The sequence below is a fragment of the Jhaorihella thermophila genome (assembly GCF_900108275.1).
Classification (GTDB): Bacteria; Pseudomonadota; Alphaproteobacteria; order Rhodobacterales; family Rhodobacteraceae; genus Jhaorihella; species Jhaorihella thermophila.
In genome coordinates, this window is the sequence record NZ_FNVD01000007.1 from 176,279 (window position 1) to 195,418 (window position 19,140).

The 19,140-nt window shown below is 65.0% G+C and carries 21 protein-coding genes; 9 read left to right on the forward strand and 12 right to left on the reverse strand.

Going from position 1 to position 19,140, the window contains the following annotated elements; all coding sequences use genetic code 11:
* Positions 1 to 44: 44 nt before the first annotated feature.
* From C4S70_RS10425 to C4S70_RS10435, 3 genes are read left to right on the forward strand one after another with little or no spacing between them, the layout of a single operon-like run.
* The gene (locus C4S70_RS10425; RefSeq protein WP_104008035.1) at positions 45 to 722 is read left to right on the forward strand and encodes a phosphatidylserine decarboxylase; all 678 of its coding nucleotides are present in this window, start codon (positions 45 to 47) and stop codon (positions 720 to 722) included.
* Between the two features lie 3 nt (positions 723 to 725).
* Positions 726 to 1,481, forward strand: coding sequence for a CDP-diacylglycerol--serine O-phosphatidyltransferase (gene pssA / locus C4S70_RS10430; RefSeq protein ID WP_104008036.1), 756 nt, complete (start codon positions 726 to 728; stop codon positions 1,479 to 1,481).
* Positions 1,482 to 1,512: 31 nt separating this feature from the next.
* A complete protein-coding gene (locus C4S70_RS10435) occupies positions 1,513 to 2,130 on the forward strand; it encodes a class I SAM-dependent methyltransferase (RefSeq protein ID WP_104008037.1) in 618 nt (205 codons plus the stop codon).
* Between the two features lie 173 nt (positions 2,131 to 2,303).
* On the opposite strand, the gene C4S70_RS10440 is transcribed toward C4S70_RS10435, so the two are convergent.
* The 3 genes from C4S70_RS10440 to nth are packed head-to-tail and all read right to left on the reverse strand — an operon-like array spanning position 2,304 to position 4,533.
* On the reverse strand, positions 2,304 to 2,903 hold the full coding sequence (locus tag C4S70_RS10440) for a GNAT family N-acetyltransferase (RefSeq protein ID WP_104008038.1): 600 nt from the start codon (positions 2,901 to 2,903) through the stop codon (positions 2,304 to 2,306).
* Entirely contained in the window at positions 2,903 to 3,892 is a 990-nt protein-coding gene (locus C4S70_RS10445; RefSeq protein ID WP_104008039.1) for an adenosine kinase, read from the reverse strand. Before C4S70_RS10445 ends, C4S70_RS10440 begins: the two co-directional genes overlap by 1 nt.
* The gene (gene nth, locus C4S70_RS10450; protein ID WP_104008040.1) at positions 3,889 to 4,533 is read right to left on the reverse strand and encodes an endonuclease III; all 645 of its coding nucleotides are present in this window, start codon (positions 4,531 to 4,533) and stop codon (positions 3,889 to 3,891) included. Before nth ends, C4S70_RS10445 begins: the two co-directional genes overlap by 4 nt.
* A gap of 116 nt (positions 4,534 to 4,649) precedes the next feature.
* On the opposite strand from nth, the gene C4S70_RS10455 reads away from it, so the two are divergent.
* The 3 genes from C4S70_RS10455 (at position 4,650) to C4S70_RS10465 (ending at position 6,898) form a co-directional block, all read left to right on the forward strand.
* On the forward strand, positions 4,650 to 5,489 hold the full coding sequence (locus C4S70_RS10455) for a methylated-DNA--[protein]-cysteine S-methyltransferase (protein ID WP_104008090.1): 840 nt from the start codon (positions 4,650 to 4,652) through the stop codon (positions 5,487 to 5,489).
* 130 nt (positions 5,490 to 5,619) lie between these two features.
* Positions 5,620 to 6,285: an OmpA family protein gene (locus C4S70_RS10460; RefSeq protein WP_104008041.1), complete on the forward strand. Its 666-nt coding sequence runs from the start codon at positions 5,620 to 5,622 to the stop codon at positions 6,283 to 6,285.
* 34 nt (positions 6,286 to 6,319) lie between these two features.
* On the forward strand, positions 6,320 to 6,898 hold the full coding sequence (locus C4S70_RS10465; RefSeq protein WP_104008042.1) for an NADPH-dependent FMN reductase: 579 nt from the start codon (positions 6,320 to 6,322) through the stop codon (positions 6,896 to 6,898).
* Positions 6,899 to 7,038: 140 nt separating this feature from the next.
* On the opposite strand, the gene smpB is transcribed toward C4S70_RS10465, so the two are convergent.
* Positions 7,039 to 7,515: an SsrA-binding protein SmpB gene (gene smpB, locus C4S70_RS10470; RefSeq protein ID WP_104008043.1), complete on the reverse strand. Its 477-nt coding sequence runs from the start codon at positions 7,513 to 7,515 to the stop codon at positions 7,039 to 7,041.
* A 78-nt stretch (positions 7,516 to 7,593) separates the two neighbouring features.
* Entirely contained in the window at positions 7,594 to 8,412 is an 819-nt protein-coding gene (locus C4S70_RS10475; protein WP_104008044.1) for a sulfotransferase family protein, read from the reverse strand.
* 146 nt (positions 8,413 to 8,558) lie between these two features.
* On the opposite strand from C4S70_RS10475, the gene C4S70_RS10480 reads away from it, so the two are divergent.
* On the forward strand, positions 8,559 to 10,136 hold the full coding sequence (locus C4S70_RS10480) for a DUF5928 domain-containing protein (RefSeq protein ID WP_104008045.1): 1,578 nt from the start codon (positions 8,559 to 8,561) through the stop codon (positions 10,134 to 10,136).
* Positions 10,137 to 10,149: 13 nt separating this feature from the next.
* On the opposite strand, the gene C4S70_RS10485 is transcribed toward C4S70_RS10480, so the two are convergent.
* The 5 genes from C4S70_RS10485 to C4S70_RS10505 form a co-directional block, all read right to left on the reverse strand.
* The gene (locus C4S70_RS10485; protein WP_104008046.1) at positions 10,150 to 10,797 is read right to left on the reverse strand and encodes a DUF1523 family protein; all 648 of its coding nucleotides are present in this window, start codon (positions 10,795 to 10,797) and stop codon (positions 10,150 to 10,152) included.
* Between the two features lie 9 nt (positions 10,798 to 10,806).
* Positions 10,807 to 11,070, reverse strand: coding sequence for a hypothetical protein (locus C4S70_RS10490; protein ID WP_104008047.1), 264 nt, complete (start codon positions 11,068 to 11,070; stop codon positions 10,807 to 10,809).
* A gap of 63 nt (positions 11,071 to 11,133) precedes the next feature.
* A complete protein-coding gene (locus tag C4S70_RS10495; RefSeq protein ID WP_104008048.1) occupies positions 11,134 to 11,958 on the reverse strand; it encodes a 4-(cytidine 5'-diphospho)-2-C-methyl-D-erythritol kinase in 825 nt (274 codons plus the stop codon).
* Complete coding sequence (locus C4S70_RS10500) at positions 11,945 to 13,768, reverse strand: tetratricopeptide repeat protein (protein WP_104008049.1); 1,824 nt, start codon at positions 13,766 to 13,768, stop codon at positions 11,945 to 11,947. Before C4S70_RS10500 ends, C4S70_RS10495 begins: the two co-directional genes overlap by 14 nt.
* 15 nt (positions 13,769 to 13,783) lie before the next feature.
* Positions 13,784 to 15,436 (reverse strand): electron transfer flavoprotein-ubiquinone oxidoreductase, encoded by a 1,653-nt coding sequence (locus C4S70_RS10505; RefSeq protein ID WP_104008050.1) that lies wholly within the window; start codon positions 15,434 to 15,436, stop codon positions 13,784 to 13,786.
* A gap of 265 nt (positions 15,437 to 15,701) precedes the next feature.
* Here C4S70_RS10505 and C4S70_RS10510 point away from each other — a divergent pair, with 265 nt between their 5' ends.
* Entirely contained in the window at positions 15,702 to 16,610 is a 909-nt protein-coding gene (locus tag C4S70_RS10510) for a pirin family protein (protein WP_104008051.1), read from the forward strand.
* A 196-nt stretch (positions 16,611 to 16,806) separates the two neighbouring features.
* On the opposite strand, the gene C4S70_RS10515 is transcribed toward C4S70_RS10510, so the two are convergent.
* Both C4S70_RS10515 and C4S70_RS10520 read right to left on the reverse strand, forming a co-directional pair.
* Complete coding sequence (locus tag C4S70_RS10515; RefSeq protein ID WP_104008052.1) at positions 16,807 to 18,093, reverse strand: homoserine dehydrogenase; 1,287 nt, start codon at positions 18,091 to 18,093, stop codon at positions 16,807 to 16,809.
* 78 nt (positions 18,094 to 18,171) lie between these two features.
* Entirely contained in the window at positions 18,172 to 18,471 is a 300-nt protein-coding gene (locus C4S70_RS10520) for a hypothetical protein (RefSeq protein ID WP_235003792.1), read from the reverse strand.
* A gap of 77 nt (positions 18,472 to 18,548) precedes the next feature.
* On the opposite strand from C4S70_RS10520, the gene C4S70_RS10525 reads away from it, so the two are divergent.
* Positions 18,549 to 19,136: a TetR/AcrR family transcriptional regulator gene (locus C4S70_RS10525; RefSeq protein ID WP_104008053.1), complete on the forward strand. Its 588-nt coding sequence runs from the start codon at positions 18,549 to 18,551 to the stop codon at positions 19,134 to 19,136.
* The last annotated feature ends 4 nt before the right edge of the window (positions 19,137 to 19,140 follow it).

A 19,140-nucleotide genomic window follows, 5' to 3' on the forward strand; every position in this document is an offset into this window, starting at 1 on the left:
CGGCGTAAAGCCCTGTTTCATCCAAGATCGGAGATCCGTTCGCCATGAACATGCTGTCCACCTTCATCAAGCCGATGCATCCCGAGGGCCGCAAATTCGTTGCGATCTTTGCCGCCGTCACGCTGGTTCTGTTTCTGATCTGGGACGTGCTGGGCTGGATCGGCGTGGGGCTGACGATCTGGTGCTACTACTTCTTTCGCGACCCCGAGCGGGTCACGCCCTCGCGCGAAGGCGTCATGGTCAGCCCCGCCGACGGGATCGTGTCGCTGATCGAACCCGCCGTGCCCCCCGCCGAACTGGGGATGGAGGACGAGCCGCTCACCCGCGTCAGCGTGTTCATGTCGGTCTTCAACTGCCATGTGAACCGCGTGCCTATCTCGGGCGAGATCACTGCCGTCGCCTATCGGCCGGGCAAGTTCCTGAACGCCTCGCTCGACAAGGCCAGCGAGGACAACGAGCGCAACTCGCTGCGGATCCGGATGAAGGACGGGCGCGAGATCGCCGTGGTGCAGATCGCGGGGCTCGTGGCGCGGCGGATCGTCTGTTTCGTGACGCCGGGGCTGTGGATGCAGACGGGCGAGCGGTTCGGCCTGATCCGTTTCGGCTCTCGTGTCGATGTTTACCTGCCCGATGGGGTCGAGCCGCTGGTAGAGGTGGGCCAGACCATGATCGCGGGCGAAACCGTCATCGCGCGGCTTGACAACCCCGAACAGAAGGGCTGAGCCATGGCGCGGCGTCCGGAACGCACCCGGTCGGAATTCTCGCTGGTGCACCTGCTGCCCAACATGATGACGATCGCGGCGATCTGCGCCGGCCTGACCGCAATCCGCGCGGGCGTCAACGGCGGCTTCGGTTCGGCGGTGCTGTTCATTCTCGCCGCCGGCGTTCTGGACGGTCTGGACGGGCGCGTCGCCCGTCTGCTGCGCAGCGATTCCAAGATGGGCGCGGAACTTGATTCGCTCGGGGACTTTCTGAACTTCGGGGTGGCGCCGGCGCTGATCATCTATTTCTGGGCGCTTCAGGACATGAGCCGCTTCGGCTGGATTTCGGTGCTGGTCTTTGCGGTTTGCTGCGTGCTGCGTCTGGCGCGGTTCAACGTGGCCGCAAAATCAGAAACCCCGGACGAAAACCCCGGCTATTTCGTGGGCGTCCCCGCACCCGCCGGCGCGATGCTGGTGTTGCTGCCGATCTATCTGTTCTTCGCCTCGGACCGGGCGATCATGATGCCGGACCTCATGATCGCGCTCTACATGGTTCTGGTCGGCCTTCTGATGATCAGCCGTATCCCGACCTGGTCGTTCAAGACGGTCCGGATTTCACGCGAGAACGTCAAGTTCCTGCTGGTCGGTTTCGCCTTTGTGGGTGCGGCGATCCTGACTTACGCCTGGGTCACCATGGTCGTGATCTGCGTCGTCTACGCCCTTTTGATCCTGTGGTCGGCGCTGACCCTGCGCCGACGACGGCACGATTCCTCTCCTTGACCTTTTCCTCATTCCCACACGGCCTGAATTAATGGAACTCAAAAACGTTCAAAGCAGTTACGCCCGCTGGGCGCCAATCTACGACAAGACTTTCGGCGCGGCGACCAATGCCGGGCGGCGGCGGGCCACCCGGTTCGTTAACGACCACGGCGGCGACGTGCTGGAGGTGGGCGTCGGCACCGGCCTGTCGCTTCCGCTCTACGGCCCGAACGTGAAAGTGACGGGCATCGATTTCAGCCAGGAGATGCTGCAGAAGGCCAAGCGCCGCGTGGCCGAGATGAACCTGCAGAACGTCACCGCCCTGCGCCGGATGGACGCGCGAGAGATGGACTTTCCTGATGAAAGCTTCGACATCGTGGTGGCGATGCATGTCCTGTCGGTCGTGCCCGAACCGGAACGCGTCATGTCCCGGATCGCGCGGGTCTGCCGCCCAGGCGGGCGCGTTGTCGTCACCAACCATTTCGCCCGCGACAAGGGCGTGATGGCGATGCTGGAACGCGCCCTGGCCCCGCTGGAGAGCCTGATCGGCTGGCACTCGGATTTCGAGATCGACACCGTCCTGCAAGAACCCTCGCTCAAAGTCGAGACGCGCGAACAGCTGCCCCCGCTGGGGATGATGACCTTCCTCGTCCTGCGCAAGGACCGCTGATCCGCGCCGCCCGCCAAACTGCACGCGGCGCACCCCAGCTTCATCTTGCCTCAAATACTCCGGGGGAGCGCGAGGGGGCAGCGCCCCCTCGCCCCGGTCGGATCGCGCAGGCGATCCGAAACCTTCGGTCACGCCCAAGACAGCACATGACACGGCAAGTGTCGCCGGCGGCCTCAGGGCCGGAAGATCGGCACATGCGGGCCGGCCGTTTCGGGGAAACCGTCGGTCAGCCGCGGATCGTCCGCGATCTCCACCTGCTGGCGCACCGGCATGAACCCGCTGCGGCGGTAAAAGGACAGCGCGCCGGGATGGTCAAGCGTGCAGGTATGCACATGAAACCGCCCGATCGGCCGCGCCCAGGCCCGCGTGATCGCCTCGTTCATCAGAAACCGCCCCGCCCCGGTGCCTATCAGCGCCGGAGTCACGCCCAGAAAGGCCAGCTCGCACTCGCCGGGCTCGCGAAAGTCCAGTTCCAGCAGACCCTCGGCCCGGTCGCCGCGAAACAGGCCATATACCTCCACATCCGGGTCGCGGATGATCTCGGCAAGCGCCTCCTGCGGCATCCGCAGGCGCGAAAACCACAGCCAGTCCAGCGCGCCGACCCGGGTAAAGAGATCGCGATACCAGTCAGGTTCGGGATCGCGCACGCGGCGCAACTCCAGCCCGTCGGGCGCGGGCACCGGGCGCAGGGGGGCGGGTTCGCGCATCTCCAGATGCGTGACGATCGCGGCCACCTTTCCGGGGGGGATATCGTGGAACCCGTCGCCCAGCATCACACCAGCCCCTCGGCACGCAACAATTCCAGCACGTTCGCGTCGGGGCGCGGGCCGACATGGCCGATCACCTCGTGCGCGCAGACGACACCCATGCGCGCGCAGGTCTCCACGTCGCGCCCGGTGGCCATGCCAAACAGGAACCCCGCGGCGAACTGGTCGCCCGCCCCGGTCGTGTCCACCGGGTCGATCCGCTGCACCGGCACGTCGGTGCGCACCGTGCCCTCCATCACGCTGACCCCTTCGCCCGAGCGCGTGCAGACCACCAGCGGGCACAGCGCCGCCGTCAGCACCAGCGCGTCGTCGATGTGGTCGCTCTGAAACAGCGACTGGATCTCTTCCTCGTTGCCGATCACGAAATCCATCTCGTGTTCGATCAGCGACAGGAAATCGGTCCGATGCCGGTCCACGCAGAACGGATCGCTGAGCGAGATCCCCACGCGCCCCCCGCCCTTGCGGCAGTCGCGCGCGGCCTCCAGAAACGCCGCCTTGCCCTTGTCCTTGTCGAACAGATAGCCTTCGAGAAACATGATCCCGGCCCGGCCCGCCACGTCCGACGGCACGTCCTGTGAACTCAGCTCGGCCGAGATGCCCAGATAGGTGTTCATCGACCGCTCGCCATCGGGCGATACGAAGATCATCGAGCGCGAGGTCGGCAGCTCTCCGTTCGGCACCGGGGGATTGACGAAATCCACCCCGTCCTCGTTCATCGCGTCGGCGTAGAAATGACCCAGCTCGTCATCGGCCACCCGCCCGATGAAGGCGGTCTGAAGCCCCAACGCGCCGGCCCCGGCAATGGTGTTGGCGACCGACCCGCCCGGCGCCTGCACCCGGTCGCGCATGGCCGCAAACAGAGCCTCCGACCGGTCGCGGTCCACCAGCTGCATGATGCCCTTCTCGATCCCGTTCTCGGCCAGAAAGGCATCGTCGCCATGGGAAATCACATCGACCACGGCGTTGCCGATGCCGACGAGCTGATAGGTCTTCATAGGTTCTTGTCCTCGTATGGGCAGAGATCGCGGATCAGGCAGTTGGCGCAGGCCGGCTTGCGCGCGCGGCAGACATAGCGGCCGTGCAGGATCAGCCAGTGATGGGCGTGCAACAGGAAGTCCACCGGCACATTGTCCTCGATGGCGCGTTCGACGGCATTGACGTCCTTTCCCACCGCGATGCCGGTGCGGTTGCCGACGCGAAAGATATGCGTGTCCACCGCCTGCGCCGGAAAGTGCCACCACATATTCAGCACCACATTCGCCGTCTTGCGCCCCACGCCTGGCAGCGCCTGCAGGGCGGCGCGGGAATTGGGCACCTCGCCGCCATAGTCATCGACGAGGATGCGGGCCATCCTGATGATGTTCTTCGCCTTGTTGCGGTAAAGGCCGATCGTCTTGATGTGCTCGATCAGCCCCTCTTCGCCCAGATCCAGCATCTGCTGCGGGGTACGGACGCGGGCAAACAGCGGCCGCGTGGCTTTGTTCACCCCCGCATCCGTGGCCTGTGCGCTGAGCGTCACCGCCACCAGAAGGGTGTAGGCATTGACATGCTCCAGCTCGCCCTTGGGTTCGGGGTCGGCCGCGTGGAACCGGGTAAAGATCTTGCGGATCGTGTGGTAATCGAGTTGCTGTGCCATCGCCCGCCTTGATGCCGCAGCCCAGTCGCCGCCGCAACCGCCAAAAGCGCAGCTTTCGGGTCGCGGAGGCGGAGGCGGGTCGCTAGATTCGCGGTATGGATACACCGGAGAACGCGATGACCATGGCCGAGACCGAAGAGGGCTATCACTACAACGTGGTGCGGCGCGCCATCGACCTGATCGACGCGGGCGGCGAAACCCTGTCGCTCGAAGATCTGGCGGCGCGGATGAACATGAGCCCGGCGCATTTCCAGCGGGTTTTTTCGCGCTGGGTGGGCGTCAGCCCGAAACGCTATCAGCAATATCTGACCCTGGGCCATGCCAAGCGGCTGCTGCATGAGCGGTTCACGACGCTGGAGGCCGCGCACAACCTCGGGCTGTCTGGCACGGGCAGGCTGCACGACCTGTTCCTGCGCTGGGAGGCGATGAGCCCCGGCGAATATGCCCGTCAGGGCGAGGGGCTGAAGATCCGCTGGGGCTGGTTCGACAGCCCGTTCGGGCCCGCGCTGGCCATGGGCACGGCACGGGGTTTGTGCGGGCTGGCCTTTGCCGCCGAAACCGGGGCCGAGGCTGCGATGCAGGACATGATGGCGCGCTGGCCCAGGGCGCGGTTCGTGGAAGACCCCGAGGCGCTCCATGGCTGGGTCACGGCGGCCTTCGAACGAAAGGGCGAGACTGCGCTGCACATGATCGGCGCGCCCTTCCAAATCAAGGTATGGGAGGCGCTTTTGCAGATCCCATCGGGTCATGTGACCACCTATTCGGAAATCGCCCAGGCCGTGGGCAACCCTCGCGCGGTGCGGGCGGTGGGCACGGCGGTCGGGCGCAATCCGGTCAGCTGGCTGATCCCCTGCCACCGGGCGCTGCGCAAATCCGGGGCCTTGGGCGGCTATCACTGGGGGCTGCCGGTCAAGCGGGCGATGCTGGCCTGGGAGGCGGCACGCGCCGAAGGCTGACCGCCATCGGCGGCGAATTGCCGGCTGATGCCTGTTCCGCCTTGCCCGGCGCGGCGGCAGGGGCGATATAATCGCGTGCAATCAATCCGGTGACCGGACAAGAACGGGCAGAGCAGAAAGGTTCCCCGACATGAAGACGATCAAGATTTCGGCCGCACTGGCGCTGAGCGCCGCGCTGGGGCTGAGTGCCTGCAACGATCCCGCGCAGCTGGCGGTGAACACCGATCCGCAGAAGAACACCAAACAGGGCGCCATCGCCGGCGGCATCATCGGCGCGGGGCTGGGCGCGATCTCGGGCGCATCGAACAAGACCACTGCGGTTCTGGGCGGCGCGGCGGCGGGCGCGATCCTGGGCGGCGCGATCGGGGCGTCGCTGGACCAGCAGGCGGCCGAACTGCGCCAGCAGCTGGCCAGCGAGGGCATCACCGTCACCAATACGGGCGACCGGTTGGTCGTGTCGCTGCCGCAGGACATCACCTTTGCCACCGACAGTTTCACGGTGCGCGACAACCTGCGCCCCGACCTTGCGCGCCTGTCGCAGCATCTGAACAAATACCCCAAGTCCACCGTGCAGGTGATCGGCCACACCGACAGCGACGGCGATGCGGCCTACAACCAGCAACTGTCCGAGCGCCGGGCCGCGGCGGTTGCGGCGGAACTGGAGCAGAACGGCGTTTCGGTCTATCGGATCGTCACCATCGGCCGGGGCGAAGAGCAGCCGATTGCATCGAACCTGACCGAGGAAGGCAAGGCGCGAAACCGGCGGGTTGAGATCGTCATCATACCGCAGAAGTGACGGCCGGGGCATAATACGGCGAAAGGGGGAAGGCATGAGCGATCCGGTTCTTCTGGGCATCTGCGGCGCGCTGCGGCGGGAATCGACCAACCGAAAGCTGTTGCGCGAGGCGGCGCGGCTGTTCGGCCCCTGCGACTATGTCGAGGCCGATCTGCGCCTGCCGCTGTTCGATGCCGACCTTCAGGAGGCCGAGGGCATACCGGTCGAGGTTCAGCGGCTGGCCGATCAGGTGGCGGCGGCGGACGCGGTGGTGATTTCGACGCCGGAATACAACAAGGCGCCGCCCGGCGTGCTGAAGAATGCGCTGGACTGGATCAGCCGAACCGAGGGCAAGCCCTGGCAGAACAAGCCGGTGGCGGTAATGTCGGCGGCAGCCGGGCGCGCAGGCGGCGAGCGGGCGCAGTCGCTCCTGCGGCTTTACATGGTGCCGTTCCAGACCCGAATCCTGCAGGGGCCGGAGTTGCATGTGGCCGACAGCGCGGCGCAGTTCGATGCGGCGGGGCGGCTCGTCAGCGAGCGTTATGCGCGGGTGCTGGGGCAGCTGATGGCGAAACTGCGCGCCGAGATTGAGTGCTGCGGCCGAGGACGGGGCGAGACAGGTTCGGATCGCTGACGCGATCCGACCGACGCGGGGGCTCCGCCCCCGCACCCCTGGGGTATTTGCAACCAGAAAGAAGCAGGAGCCGGAAAAGCGCCGAAGCCAGCGAGTCCGGATGCGGTTGCGGCGGGCTGTGGCAGCGGGGCTTGCGCCGGTCAGCCGTGGTCCTTGAGCAGGCGCTGTTTCTGACGCGTCCAGTCGCGTTTGGCCTGTGTTTCGCGCTTGTCGTGAATCTTCTTGCCGCGGGCGATGCCGAGCTTGAGCTTGGCCAGGCCCTTGTGGTTGAAGTAGAGCACGAGCGGCACCAGCGTCATGCCCTTGCGCCGGGTCGCGTTCCAGAGATCGGCCAGTTCCTTGCGGCTGACCAGAAGTTTGCGCCGGCGGCGTTCCGCGTGGCCGAAGGTTTTCGCCTGTTCGTAGGGGGGGATGTAGCTGTTGACCAGCCACAGTTCCCCGTCTTCGACCGCCGCGTAGCTTTCGGCGATGTTGGCGCCGTTTTCGCGCAGGGATTTCACCTCGGACCCTTCAAGCACGATGCCGCATTCGATATCGTCTTCGATCGCGTAATCGAAGCGGGCGCGCCGGTTCTCGGCGATCACCTTGTAGTTGGGGTCGGGTTTCTTCCTGGCCATGGCGCAGAGGTTTAGGCGCAGCCCGCGGGCGGTGCAAGCGGGATCGGCGCGGCAAGGTCCGGGGCGGACCGGGGTGCATCAGTCGCCCAGCTTGGCATGCACCTCGTCCAGATCGATTTCGCCCACCGGCATCTTGTTGGCGGGGTTTTCGAAGTCGTATTTGAACAGTTCGAAATCGCGCTTGTAGATTTCGTAGACGAGATGCATCGACAGATCGTCGAAATAATCCTCCACCGGGTGGGCGCGTTTCGGTCCATGCCCTTCGGATTCGTTGAAACGCGGAATCTCGTCCAGGTTTACCGGGTGCGGCGTTTCTGTATTGTCCAGAACCTTTTGCATGCCCTCGTTGAATTTTTCGGTCCAGAAGATGTGGTCATAGCGCCCGCCGTTCACGATGAAGGTCGAGATGTGACCCGACATGGCCGACCAGTGAATGTCAGGATCCATCGGCCGACGCCAGCGGATCGTGTCTCGCGCAAAGAGCAGAAACCGGCGGAAGCTGCGGATCTGGTCGAATTCCTGCTTGCCGTCGTCGCCGCCGACCTCGATCCCGTATTCGTAGATCAGCTTGGGCACCAGATTGCCGCGATAGCGTTTGCCGTTGCGCTGGATGCCGCAGATCTTGTCGAAGAAGGACGACAGGACCCGGGTGTAGGGGTTGCGCACGCAGGTGAAGGCATAGGATTTGTGCGCCCGGACATTTTCCGTGATCGGACCCTGGCTGGATTCGAACGCCCATTTGTGCAGGCCGTCCTGCGCGTCATGAATGTCGCCGTCGAAGAACCGGCCGTGATCGGAGTAATACATGATCTGGCCGATGGTCGAGCAGGCGCATTTCGGCACCACGCGATAGACCATGCTTTCGCTTTCCGTCATCCAGGTGCCGGGGAAACCCATGTCGCTCGCCTCCTGTTCCCGCTTCTTGTCTGTCTGGTCTCACAACGGGCTCTGTTTCAGAAAACCAGACAATAGCTGTTTATTCAATCACCGTTCATCAGTATCAAGGCAGACAAGGGGCAGGAAGAAGAGAACATCGTTCCACAATGGCAAGAATTGCGTATATCCTGCTGTGCCACAAGGACCCGGATGCGATCGTCAAGCAGGCCCAGCGGCTGACTGTGGCGGGTGATTATATTGCGATCCATTTCGACGGCCGCGCGCCGCAGGAGGCCTATGACCGGATCCGCTCGGCGCTTGCCGACAACCCCAACGTCACCTTCGCCCGCAAACGGGTGAAATGCGGCTGGGGGGAATGGTCGCTGGTGGCCGCCACGCTGAGGGCGGTCGAGGCGGCGGTCGAAGAATTTCCGCGCGCCACGCATTTCTACATGCTGTCGGGCGACTGCATGGCGATCAAGACCGCCGAATACGCGCACAGGTTTCTTGACGAGCATGACAAGGACTTCATCGAAAGCTTCGATTTTTTCGAAAGCGACTGGATCAAGACCGGGATCAAGGAAGAGCGGCTGATCTACCGGCATTTCTTCAACGAACGGAAGAACAAGACGCTGTTCTACTGGTCGCTGGATATGCAGCGGCGGCTGGGGCTGAGCCGCGAGATCCCCGCCGACATCCAGGTCCAGATCGGCAGCCAGTGGTGGTGCCTGCGGCGGCCGACGGTCGAGAGGATCCTCGACTTCATCCGGCAGCGGCGCGACGTGGTGCGGTTCTTTCGCACGACGTGGATCCCCGACGAAACCTTCTTTCAGACGCTGGTGCGCCACCTTGTGCCGGAGCACGAGATCGAGACGCGCACGCTGACCTTTCTGATGTTCACCGACTACGGGATGCCGGTGACCTTCTACAACGACCACTACGACCTGCTGCTGAACCAGGACTATCTGTTCGCGCGAAAGATCAGCCCCGAGGCCACGCAGCTCAAGGCGCGGCTGGGGCGGCTTTACGCGGCGCGGGGGATCGAGTTCCAGATCTCGAACGAAGGCCGCAGCCTCTACAAGTTCCTCGCCGGGCGCGGGCGAATCGGCCGGCGCTTTGGCATGCGGTTCTGGGAGGTGGAAAGCTCGCTGGGCCGCGACCGCGAATTGCTGATCCTGGTGTGCAAGAAGTGGCACGTCGCCAAGCGGCTGCTGGAACAGATCCGGCGCGTGACCAACATCCCCGGCATCGAATACCTGTTCAACGAGGAAAGCACCCCCCTGCCCGATCTGGGCGGCATCCAGAGCACGCTGGAAAAGCGCACCCGCCACCGCCGGGCGCTGATGCAGATGCTGTTTGAGTATTTCGACACCGACCGGCTGATTTTCTGCATGGATCCGTCCAACATGGATCTGCTGCAGGATTTCTATTCGGACCGCTCGGTGACCCGGATGCTGGAGATCGAGTGCCAGTTCTCCGACGAATACCTGATCGGCCATGCCCGCCGGGTCGGGCTTGCCGGTGAACGCACCAGCAAGGAGACGCTGGACCGGCTGCTGCCCACGATCCGCAACGATCTCGCCTACGAGGCCGACCGGATCCGCGACGCGAATTTCCCGCGCTATCACCGCATCCACGAAACCGCCGCGCCCGAGGAAAACGCCCCCAAGATCGCCGAGTTCCTGTCGATCGGGCGGGATCAGGCGCTGGAGCTGGCGCGCACCGAATACCTGTTCGCGGACTGATCCGGCAGCGCACTCAGCGCCGCCCGCCGCCGGTCAGCCAGCGGCGGACCCGGCCGCCCTTTTCCTCGATCGCATCGCCGGCGGCATAAAGGCTGTCCTCCATCTCTTCCAGAACGGGGTCGATTTTCGCTGCGCGTAACCTCCGCCACCGCACCCGGATGGCCCAGAGAGCCGCGAACAAGAGCGTCAGGAAGATGATGTTGAACCACGGGATGATCCGCACGTCGGGGCTGTCAACCTCGCGGATCGAGATGGCGTTGGGGTAGATGGAAAAAAGGTTGGACCGCCAGCCGTAATGGGTGATGACCACCCAGCGCGGATTGTCGGCTGTGGATTTCAGATCGGCGGCGCGGGTCTGGAGGTTCGAGGTGTTGAACTTGAAATAGGGCGGCCAGCCCCAGCCGGTATCCTCGTTGCGGTACTCCATCGGCTTGCCGTTCTTCAGGATCGCCGCGATGAAGAACACGTCGCGGCTTCCGACCTTTTCGGCGTCCCCCGCCCCGGCATGGGAATAAAACCACCAGTTTTCGCCGAAATCGACGCGTTTGGTATAGGTATCGGTGATCCGCCCCACGTCATGTTGCGGCAGCGTATAGTGCAAAAAGGCCGCGACGATCGCGATGACCAGCACCCGGAATGTCCATTTCACGTAAACCCACATCGCCCTGCCTCACCTGTTGACCCATTGCACGATGGCGACCAGCGCCACCCACGGCACCACGTATATGGCCAGCAACAGCTTGTGCCGCAAGGATTTCTCGTAACCTTCGAGCCCGGCCTCGACAAAGGCCTCCAGATTGCCGGGTTGTCCCTCTTCGCGCCATTTCGCCTCCAGCCGATCGCGTTCGCGCGCCCGCGCGCGCAGCGAAAACACCACATAGGCGATCGTCTGCACGATCAGCAGCGGGATGAAGAAACGCAGAAACGCGATCATGTCGCCCTCACCGGTCTGGATACACCGTGATACCCGGCGCCGGCCCAGACGGCAACGCGCGGATCAGGCAGAGTTGAGCACGGTCGGCGCAACCCACCAGCCCGGCCGGGCGGCAGAAAGGCGTCCGGCCGCCGCGCGCGCGGCCTCGGGGGTGTCGAACAGCCCGAAACAGGTCGCGCCAGAGCCGCTCATCCGCGCAAGCAGGGCGCCTTCGGCCTCGAGCCCCCTGAGCACCCCGCCGATCACCGGCGCGACGGATTCGGCCGCCGGTTGCAGGTCGTTGCGCTGCGCCGCCAGCCAGTCGATGAACGCCGTCCGATCGCCATTCTGCGGGATTGGACCCATCGGCGCGTTGTCGCGACGCTCCAGCCGGCGGAATACATCGGGCGTGGACACCGCCACGCGCGGGTTGACCAGAACGGCAGGCAGCGCGGGCAGGCCCTCGACCGGCTCCACCACCTCTCCGATGCCGGACATGCGCGCAGCCCGCGCCAGCAGGCACACGGGCACATCCGCGCCCAGATCTTCGAGCCGGTCCGGCAGGGCATGACCCATCTGCCGCAAGGCACGCAGCACCGCCGCCGCATCGGACGAGCCGCCCCCGATCCCCGCAGCCGCGGGCAGCGTCTTTTCCAGCCGGATGTCCACCGCCGCGCCGATCAGTCGCGCGGCCCGGAGCGCCAGGTTGCGCGCATCCGCGGGCACGCCCGCCGCCATCGGCCCGGTCACGCTCAGGCCGGCCTGCCGCGCCGGCCGCAGCCACAGCCGGTCCCCCAGATCGGCGAAAACCACCAGCGAATCAAGCAGGTGGAAACCGTCCTCACGCCGCCCGGTCACATGCAGGGTCAGGTTGATCTTGGCCGGCGCAAAGGCCTCAATTGTCGCCATCTGCAACCTTCATCAGGGGCGGAGAGCCTTCCTCGGCCAGAACCCGGTCCAGCCCGACCTCGAGCTTGCGTCTGATGCGGTCGGGGTCCACGTCCTGGTTTTCCTCATCCGGAGAGATGAAGGACAGCGCCCGCCGCCACTGGAACCGCGCTTCGCGATAGCGGCCCACCGCCCAGTAGACGTCGCCCAGATGGTCGGTCACCACCGGGTCCACCGGCATCAGTTCCACTGCCTTTTCCATGTGCCCCACGGCTTCGTCATAGCGGCCCAGCCGGAACAGAACCCAGCCCAGACTGTCCACGATATAGCCGCTGTCGGGCCGCGCCTCGACCGCCTTCTCGATCAGCGCCAGCGCCTCGTCGAGCTTGACCTTCTTCTCCACCAGCGAATAGCCGAGATAGTTCAGCACCTGCGGCTGACCGGGGTTCAGCTCCAGCGCCTTGCGGAAATCGGCCTCGGCCTCGGGCCACTTGTCCTGCCGTTCGCGGCTGATGCCGCGGGCATAATGCAGAAACCAGCGGTCTGGCGAATCCTCGTCCGTCAACTCCAGCGCGCGTGTATAGGCCTTTTCGGCGCCGGCATAGTCGTTTTGCTGACGCAGCAGATCCCCCAGGGACGATGCCACCTGCGGCTGTTGCGGCGCGCTGCGGGAAAGCTGTTCCAGAACCTCGATCGCAGCGTCGATCTTGCCCGCCTGCCGCAGCACCTCGGCCCGGCCCAGTTCCGCCGCGAAATGTTCCGGTCTGTCGGCAGGGATCTGCTTGTAGGCCTCGACCGCCAGATCGTATTGGCCGAGACGCTCCAGTATCCGCGCGGCCATGATCTGAGCATCCAGGTTCATCGGGTCCAGAAAGGCCGCCATGCGCGCATAAAGCAGAACATATTCGTCGGCCGCATCCCCATCCAGCGCCGCGCCGATGGAATAGAACACCTCGGCAATGCCTTCGCGGGGCGAGCGCACCATGTCAAAGGGCAGCCGCGCACCGCTGGCAAGCTGGTCGGCCACGGCGGTCAGCGCCGGATCGGTTCCGCCGGCAAAGGCGTCGGCCAGCATCTGCAGCGCATCGTCATTGCGTCCCAGCTGTGACAGGATCCGGGCCCGCGCCAGCACCGCCCGCCGCGAGATCAGGGATTGCGATCCGCCGTCGCCCGAGAATACCGCCTCGGCCCCTTCGAAATCCCCGACCGAGGCCAGCGCCAGCGCCTTGTGATACATCGCAAAGCCCCGCACGCCGCTTTCTTCGGCCACGCGGTCGAATTGGGCCAGTCCCTTCTTGACCGACCCCGCGCCAAGCCGCGCCCAGGCCTGCACCAGCCCGTCCACCAGCGGCCCCACGCCGCCCTGATCGGGCCCACGCTGCAGGACCGTCGCAAAGTCGCCCTTGGCCACCAGATCGGCCAGCACGACCATATGCGCCGCCTGGCTGCGCAGGCCCTGCTCCTCGATCCGGCGGGCGATCGGCACCGCCTCGTCGAACCGGCCCAGCGCCATCAGCGACTGCACCGCCTTTTCCATCAGGGCGGCATTGTCCGGGGCAAAGCCCAGCGCCCGGCGGTAATACTCGGCCGCGGCGTTGAAATCGTCGTCGAACATCGCCTGCCGCCCGGCGAGGTAGGCACCCGAAAAGGACGTCGCATGAACCGGCGACGGCCCCGCGACGGAAACCGTCAGCGAAGCGGCTAGAGCGGCCACTGCCGCGCGGAGATTGAGAAAAGACACTGATCCGGACCTGCCTGTGATCTTGGGTTGGTCCCAAGCTAGGCCCTTGCATGGCGGCAGGCAATGGCGCGAATGCGATATCGGCGCCATTGCCCGAATTTTCGCCTACATGTTGGGGTAATTCGGCCCGTCGCCGCCCTGCGGGCAGGTCCAGTTGATGTTCTGGCTAGGATCCTTGATGTCGCAGGTCTTGCAGTGCACGCAGTTCTGGAAGTTGATGACGAAGCGCGGCGCCTGTCCCTCTTCCTCGATCACCTCATAGACCCCGGCCGGACAATAGCGCTGTGCCGGCTCGGCGTATTTCGGCAGGTTCACCTTGATCGGCACCTCGGGATCCTTCAACCGCAGATGGCAGGGCTGGCTTTCGTCGTGGTTGGTGAAGGAAAACGCCACGTTGGTGAGCCGGTCAAAGCTGATCTTGCCGTCGGGCTTGGGATAGTCGATGGGCCTGTGCTTCGCCGCCTCTTCGGTCGAGGCCGCGTCGGTCTTGCCATGTTTCAGCGTGCCGAACAGCGAGAACCCGAACAGGTCGTTGGTCCACATGTCGAACCCGCCTAGGGCGAGGCTGGCCATCATGCCCCACTTGGACCACATCGGCTTGACGTTGCGGACCTTCCTCAGATCCTTGCCGATCGGGCCGGTCCGCACCTCGGTTTCGTATTCGGTCAGCTCGTCCGAGGCCCGGCCCGCCTTGATCGCGGCATGCGCCGCCTCGGCCGCAGCGATGCCCGACAGCATCGCGTTGTGGTTGCCCTTGATCCGCGGCACGTTGACCATGCCCACCGAACAGCCCAAGAGCGCCGCGCCGGGCACCACCATCTTGGGCATCGACTGGTATCCGCCCTCGCTGATCGCCCGCGCACCATAGGCCACGCGCTTGCCGCCCTTAAGCAGCTCGGCCACCATCGGGTGATGCTTGAACCGCTGGAACTCCATGTAGGGATAGAGATAGGGGTTCTTGTAGTTCAGGTGGACGACAAAGCCCACATAGACCTGGTTGTTGTCCAGATGATAGATGAACGACCCGCCCCCGGCATTGCCCCCCAGCGGCCAGCCCATCGTGTGGATGACGGTGCCTTCGCGGTGCTTGGCCGGGTCGATCTCCCAGATCTCCTTCATGCCGATGCCGAATTTCTGCGGCTCCTTGCCGGCACTCAGGTCGTATTTCTGGATCAGCTCCTTGGCCAAAGAGCCGCGCACGCCTTCGCAGATGAAGACATATTTGCCATGCAGCTCCATGCCCGGCTCATAGTTCGGCCCCGGCGTGCCGTCAGAGTTCTTGCCGAACTCGCCGGCGACCACGCCCTTGACTTCGCCATTGTCGCCATAGACCAGCTCCGAACAGGCCATTCCGGGGAAGATCTCGACGCCCAGTTCCTCGGCCTGCTCGGCCATCCAACGGCAGACATTGGCCATCGACACGATGTATTTGCCGTGATTCGACATCAGCGGCGGCATCGGCCAGTTGGGGATGCGGACACCGCCCGCCTCGCCCAGCATGTAGAACCTGTCGTTCTTGACCGGAACGGTGATCGGCGCGCCCCTGTCCTTCCAGTCGGGGATCAGCCGGTCCAGCCCGCTGGTGTCCAGCACCGCGCCCGACAGGATATGCGCGCCCACTTCGGACCCCTTTTCCAGCACGACCACGTTCAGGTCGGCATCAAGCTGTTTCAGACGGATGGCCGCCGACAGGCCCGCGGGGCCCGCTCCGACGATCACAACGTCATATTCCATCGCTTCGCGTTCAATCTCGGCCATCGCGTCGCTCCTTGATTGTTTGTCCCCCACGCGCCCCGGTCCCTCTGCGGCGCAACAATATTTCGCGGTTGCTTAGCGCCTGCAGCATGAATTGGTCAATCAAAACCCTGCGACACAACCGCCAGGCCGACAATTTGTCGTTCTCAAACGTCAACGCGGCAGGCAATCGCGGCTGTGCGCGGACGCACAAGCGCCGTGACGGGGCGGAAATTGCCACTTGCACGCCCGCACCCTACATCCTTGGCCAACCAAAGGAGGCTTTGCCATGTCGCTGCGTTGCGTTCTCGAAACCCGCCTCGCCGCGCCGACGATCGAAGGCGCAGGCGTGCATCTGCACCGCGCCTTCGGTTTTCAGGATCCTACCGAACTGGACCCGTTCCTACTGTTCGACGATTTCCGCAATGACGACCCGGCGGCCTATGCGCGCGGCTTCCCTTGGCACCCGCACCGGGGAATCGAAACCATCACCTACGTCCTGGCCGGCACGGTCGAGCACCGCGATTCGCTCGGCAACAGGGGCACGCTGGGCCCCGGCGACATCCAGTGGATGACGGCGGGTTCGGGCATTCTCCACCAGGAAATGCCGGCCGGAAACCGGCGGGGCCAGATGCACGGATTTCAGCTCTGGGGCAACCTGCCGGCGCGCGACAAGATGACGGCGCCGCGTTATCAGGACATTCCCGCAGTGGAAATCCCCGAGGTGACTGACGATGACGGCACTCGCGTGCGGGTGATCGCAGGAAACTTCTGGGGCAGGAGGGGCCCCGTGGACGGCATCGCCGCCGATCCGCAATACTTGGACGTGTTCGTGCCCGCGGGCATCCGCAAGACGCTGAAGATCGACACCCGCCACCGCGCCTTTGCCTATGTGTTCGAGGGCGAAGCCGCCTTTGCCGACGCGGCAACCCCCACGGGCGTGCTGATCGAAAAGGCCTTGGGCGAACAGGAGGTCGTCTTTCGCGACCCCTCCGGCGACCGCACCCTTGTCCGGTTCGGCGCCGGCGACGAGATCACGCTGCAGGCCGGCCCTGAAGGCGTGCGTTTCCTGCTGATCTCGGGGGCGCCGATCAACGAACCCGTCGCCTGGCACGGCCCCATCGTCATGAACACGCGGGAAGAGCTGCTGCAGGCCTTTCGCGAACTGCGCGAAGGCACCTTCATCCGCAAGGGCTGACCCGCAGGCCGCACGCGTTCCGGAAGGGCTGGATTTGGGTATTTGAAACCAGAAAGAAGCAGAAGCGGGCGCGCGATCCAGCTTCTTTCTGGTCGGAAATACCCCGGGGAGCGTGAGGGGCAGCGCCCCTCACATTGGTCGGATCGGCCAAAGCCGATCCGAAACAACACTTGAACTCAAACCGCCGAATGACGTCTCAGACGTGCTCGATCCGCAGCGCCACCGGTGCGCTGGCCACCACATCCAGCTTGCGCATCAGCTTGAGCGCCTCGTCGATCGCCGTTCTCGTCGTCTTGTGGGTCACGATCAGAACCGGCGCCGACGGCTCGGAATGGCCGTATTGCCGCATCCGGTCGATCGACACGCCCGCATCCCCCAAAATCGTGGCAACCTTCGCCAAGGCGCCCGGGCGATCCACCAGCTTCATGCGCAAATAATACGGCGCCGGCAGGCCGGTGCGCGCGGGCGGCAGTTCCTTCAGCATCGCCGCCGGTTGCCCAAAGACCGGAAGGCGAATGCCGCGGGCCAGGTCGCAAATGTCGCCCATCACCGCGCTGGCGGTGGGGCCCTCGCCGGCACCGGGGCCGCGCAGAACGATCTGCTCCACCGAGTCGCCCTCGATGACCACCATGTTCGTGCCACCCTCAAGCTGCCCAAGCGGCGACTCCGCCGGCACCAGACAGGGCTGCATCCGCTGCTCGAGCCCCCGCGCCGTGCGCTGCGCCACGCCCAGAAGCTTGATGCGGAAGCCCATGTCGGCCGCCTGCCGGATGTCCTCGAGCTCGATATGCTCGATCCCCTCGATCTCGACACCATCGAAATTCGGCCTTGTGCCAAAGGCGATTGCGGCCAGGATCGCAAGCTTGTGCGCCGCGTCGATGCCGCCCACGTCCAGCGTCGGATCCGCCTCCAGATACCCCAGTCGCCCGGCCTCTTCGAACAGCGCGTTGTAGCCCAACCCTTCGGCCTCCATCCGGGTCAGGATGTAGTTGCAGGTGCCGTTCATCACCCCCATCACGCGGGTGATCTCGTTGCCGGCCAGCCCCTCTGTCAGCGCCTTGATGCAGGGAATGCCGCCGGCCACCGCGGCCTCGTAGCGGATCGAGCGACCCGAGGCCTCGGCCTGTTCGGCCAACGTCTGCCCATGCACCGCCAGCATCGCCTTGTTCGCGGTCACCACATCCTTGCCAGCCGCCAGGGCGGCCTCGGTCGCGGCCTTGGCCGGGCCGTCCGAACCGCCCATCAGTTCGACGAGCACGTCCACGTCCTCGCGCACCGCCAGCGCAACCGGGTTGTCCTCCCAGTCATAGCCCGACAGGCTCACGCCGCGGTCGCGGTTCCGGTCGCGCGCGCAGACGGCCGAAATCTCGATCCGCCGCCCGGTGCGCGTCTCCAGAAGATCGGCATGGCGACGGATGATCTTGACCACTCCCACTCCGACGGTCCCCAGACCGGCAATTCCAAGGCGCAGCGGTTGTGACATCAGGCGTCGTCCTTTCATGATGCGTAACAGGTGTTGCCTTAGCCGGTTCGCGCAGGTGGTGCAACGCGGGGCGGCGGCTCAGCCTCCCGCCCCTTCGTTCAGCATCGCCTCGGCGCGTCGCCTCAGCCTTGCCCGGCGGGCGTCCAGTTCGGACTGAAGCTCACTGGCCTCCTCCTCGGGCGCGGGCAGCGGCACCACCGCCCGATCGATCGGCACCAGAGCGGGATACCGCGAATCGCGCAGATCCTCGTTGATCGAAGCCGCCAATTCGGGAATTTGCGCACAGCCCGCCGCCAGACCGATCCACACCAAGGCCAGCCCCGCCCGGCCAAGCCGGGCGGCGTTCACGGGCTGCGTGAATTTTCCGCACATGCGCATGACGCAGTCATGCCCGCTCGTGCAGGAACGCGCAAGCGGGGGTTTTATCTGAACGTATGTTCAGTTACCGTTGCCGCATGGCACGAACCCAAGGATCCCATTCCGACATCACCGGCCCCCGCATTCGCGAGGCGGCGCTGCGGCTCTTTGCGCGGCAGGGCTATGCCGCCGTTTCCATGCGCCAGATCGCGGCCGAGGTGGGCGTTCAGGCCGGCGCGCTCTACAACTACATCCCCGACAAGCAGAGCCTCTTGTTCGGGCTGATGAAGGGGCATCTGGACGAGCTTCTGGCCGCGCGCGCCGCGGTCGTCCCTGCCGACAACGCCGTGGACCGGCTGGAGGAGTTCACCCGCTTCCACATCCGCTTTCACCACGACCGGCCCGACGCGGTGTTCATCGCCTACATGGAACTGCGCAACCTCACGCCCGAGAATTTCGCACGGATCGAATCCCTGCGCCGGCAATACGAAAACGAACTGGAAGACATCCTGCGTCAGGGGGTGACCGAAGGCGTGTTCGACGTGCCCGACACGAAGGTCGCGACCATGGCGCTGATCGCCATGCTGACCGGCGTGAACACCTGGTTCCGCGAAGGCGGCCGCCTGTCGCTGCCCGAAGTCGAGACGATCTACTGGACGATGGTGCGCAAGTCCGTCGCCCGCTGAACCG

What these genes read in the sequence shown, in the direction of transcription:
- C4S70_RS10525 (WP_104008053.1), top strand. Translation starts at nt 18,549, where the DNA reads ATGGCACGAACCCAAGGATCCCATTCCGACATCACCGGCCCCCGCATT.
- C4S70_RS10505 (WP_104008050.1), bottom strand. Translation starts at nt 15,436, where the DNA reads ATGGCCGAGATTGAACGCGAAGCGATGGAATATGACGTTGTGATCGTC.
- C4S70_RS10440 (WP_104008038.1), bottom strand. Translation starts at nt 2,903, where the DNA reads ATGCTGGGCGACGGGTTCCACGATATCCCCCCCGGAAAGGTGGCCGCG.
- C4S70_RS10465 (WP_104008042.1), top strand. Translation starts at nt 6,320, where the DNA reads ATGAGCGATCCGGTTCTTCTGGGCATCTGCGGCGCGCTGCGGCGGGAA.
- C4S70_RS10485 (WP_104008046.1), bottom strand. Translation starts at nt 10,797, where the DNA reads ATGTGGGTTTACGTGAAATGGACATTCCGGGTGCTGGTCATCGCGATC.
- C4S70_RS10455 (WP_104008090.1), top strand. Translation starts at nt 4,650, where the DNA reads ATGACCATGGCCGAGACCGAAGAGGGCTATCACTACAACGTGGTGCGG.
- C4S70_RS10515 (WP_104008052.1), bottom strand. Translation starts at nt 18,093, where the DNA reads ATGTCACAACCGCTGCGCCTTGGAATTGCCGGTCTGGGGACCGTCGGA.
- pssA (WP_104008036.1), top strand. Translation starts at nt 726, where the DNA reads ATGGCGCGGCGTCCGGAACGCACCCGGTCGGAATTCTCGCTGGTGCAC.
- C4S70_RS10520 (WP_235003792.1), bottom strand. Translation starts at nt 18,471, where the DNA reads ATGCGCATGTGCGGAAAATTCACGCAGCCCGTGAACGCCGCCCGGCTT.
- C4S70_RS10480 (WP_104008045.1), top strand. Translation starts at nt 8,559, where the DNA reads ATGGCAAGAATTGCGTATATCCTGCTGTGCCACAAGGACCCGGATGCG.
- C4S70_RS10475 (WP_104008044.1), bottom strand. Translation starts at nt 8,412, where the DNA reads ATGGGTTTCCCCGGCACCTGGATGACGGAAAGCGAAAGCATGGTCTAT.
- smpB (WP_104008043.1), bottom strand. Translation starts at nt 7,515, where the DNA reads ATGGCCAGGAAGAAACCCGACCCCAACTACAAGGTGATCGCCGAGAAC.
- C4S70_RS10510 (WP_104008051.1), top strand. Translation starts at nt 15,702, where the DNA reads ATGTCGCTGCGTTGCGTTCTCGAAACCCGCCTCGCCGCGCCGACGATC.
- C4S70_RS10495 (WP_104008048.1), bottom strand. Translation starts at nt 11,958, where the DNA reads ATGGCGACAATTGAGGCCTTTGCGCCGGCCAAGATCAACCTGACCCTG.
- C4S70_RS10460 (WP_104008041.1), top strand. Translation starts at nt 5,620, where the DNA reads ATGAAGACGATCAAGATTTCGGCCGCACTGGCGCTGAGCGCCGCGCTG.
- C4S70_RS10425 (WP_104008035.1), top strand. Translation starts at nt 45, where the DNA reads ATGAACATGCTGTCCACCTTCATCAAGCCGATGCATCCCGAGGGCCGC.
- C4S70_RS10435 (WP_104008037.1), top strand. Translation starts at nt 1,513, where the DNA reads ATGGAACTCAAAAACGTTCAAAGCAGTTACGCCCGCTGGGCGCCAATC.
- C4S70_RS10445 (WP_104008039.1), bottom strand. Translation starts at nt 3,892, where the DNA reads ATGAAGACCTATCAGCTCGTCGGCATCGGCAACGCCGTGGTCGATGTG.
- nth (WP_104008040.1), bottom strand. Translation starts at nt 4,533, where the DNA reads ATGGCACAGCAACTCGATTACCACACGATCCGCAAGATCTTTACCCGG.
- C4S70_RS10500 (WP_104008049.1), bottom strand. Translation starts at nt 13,768, where the DNA reads ATGGCGCCGATATCGCATTCGCGCCATTGCCTGCCGCCATGCAAGGGC.
- C4S70_RS10490 (WP_104008047.1), bottom strand. Translation starts at nt 11,070, where the DNA reads ATGATCGCGTTTCTGCGTTTCTTCATCCCGCTGCTGATCGTGCAGACG.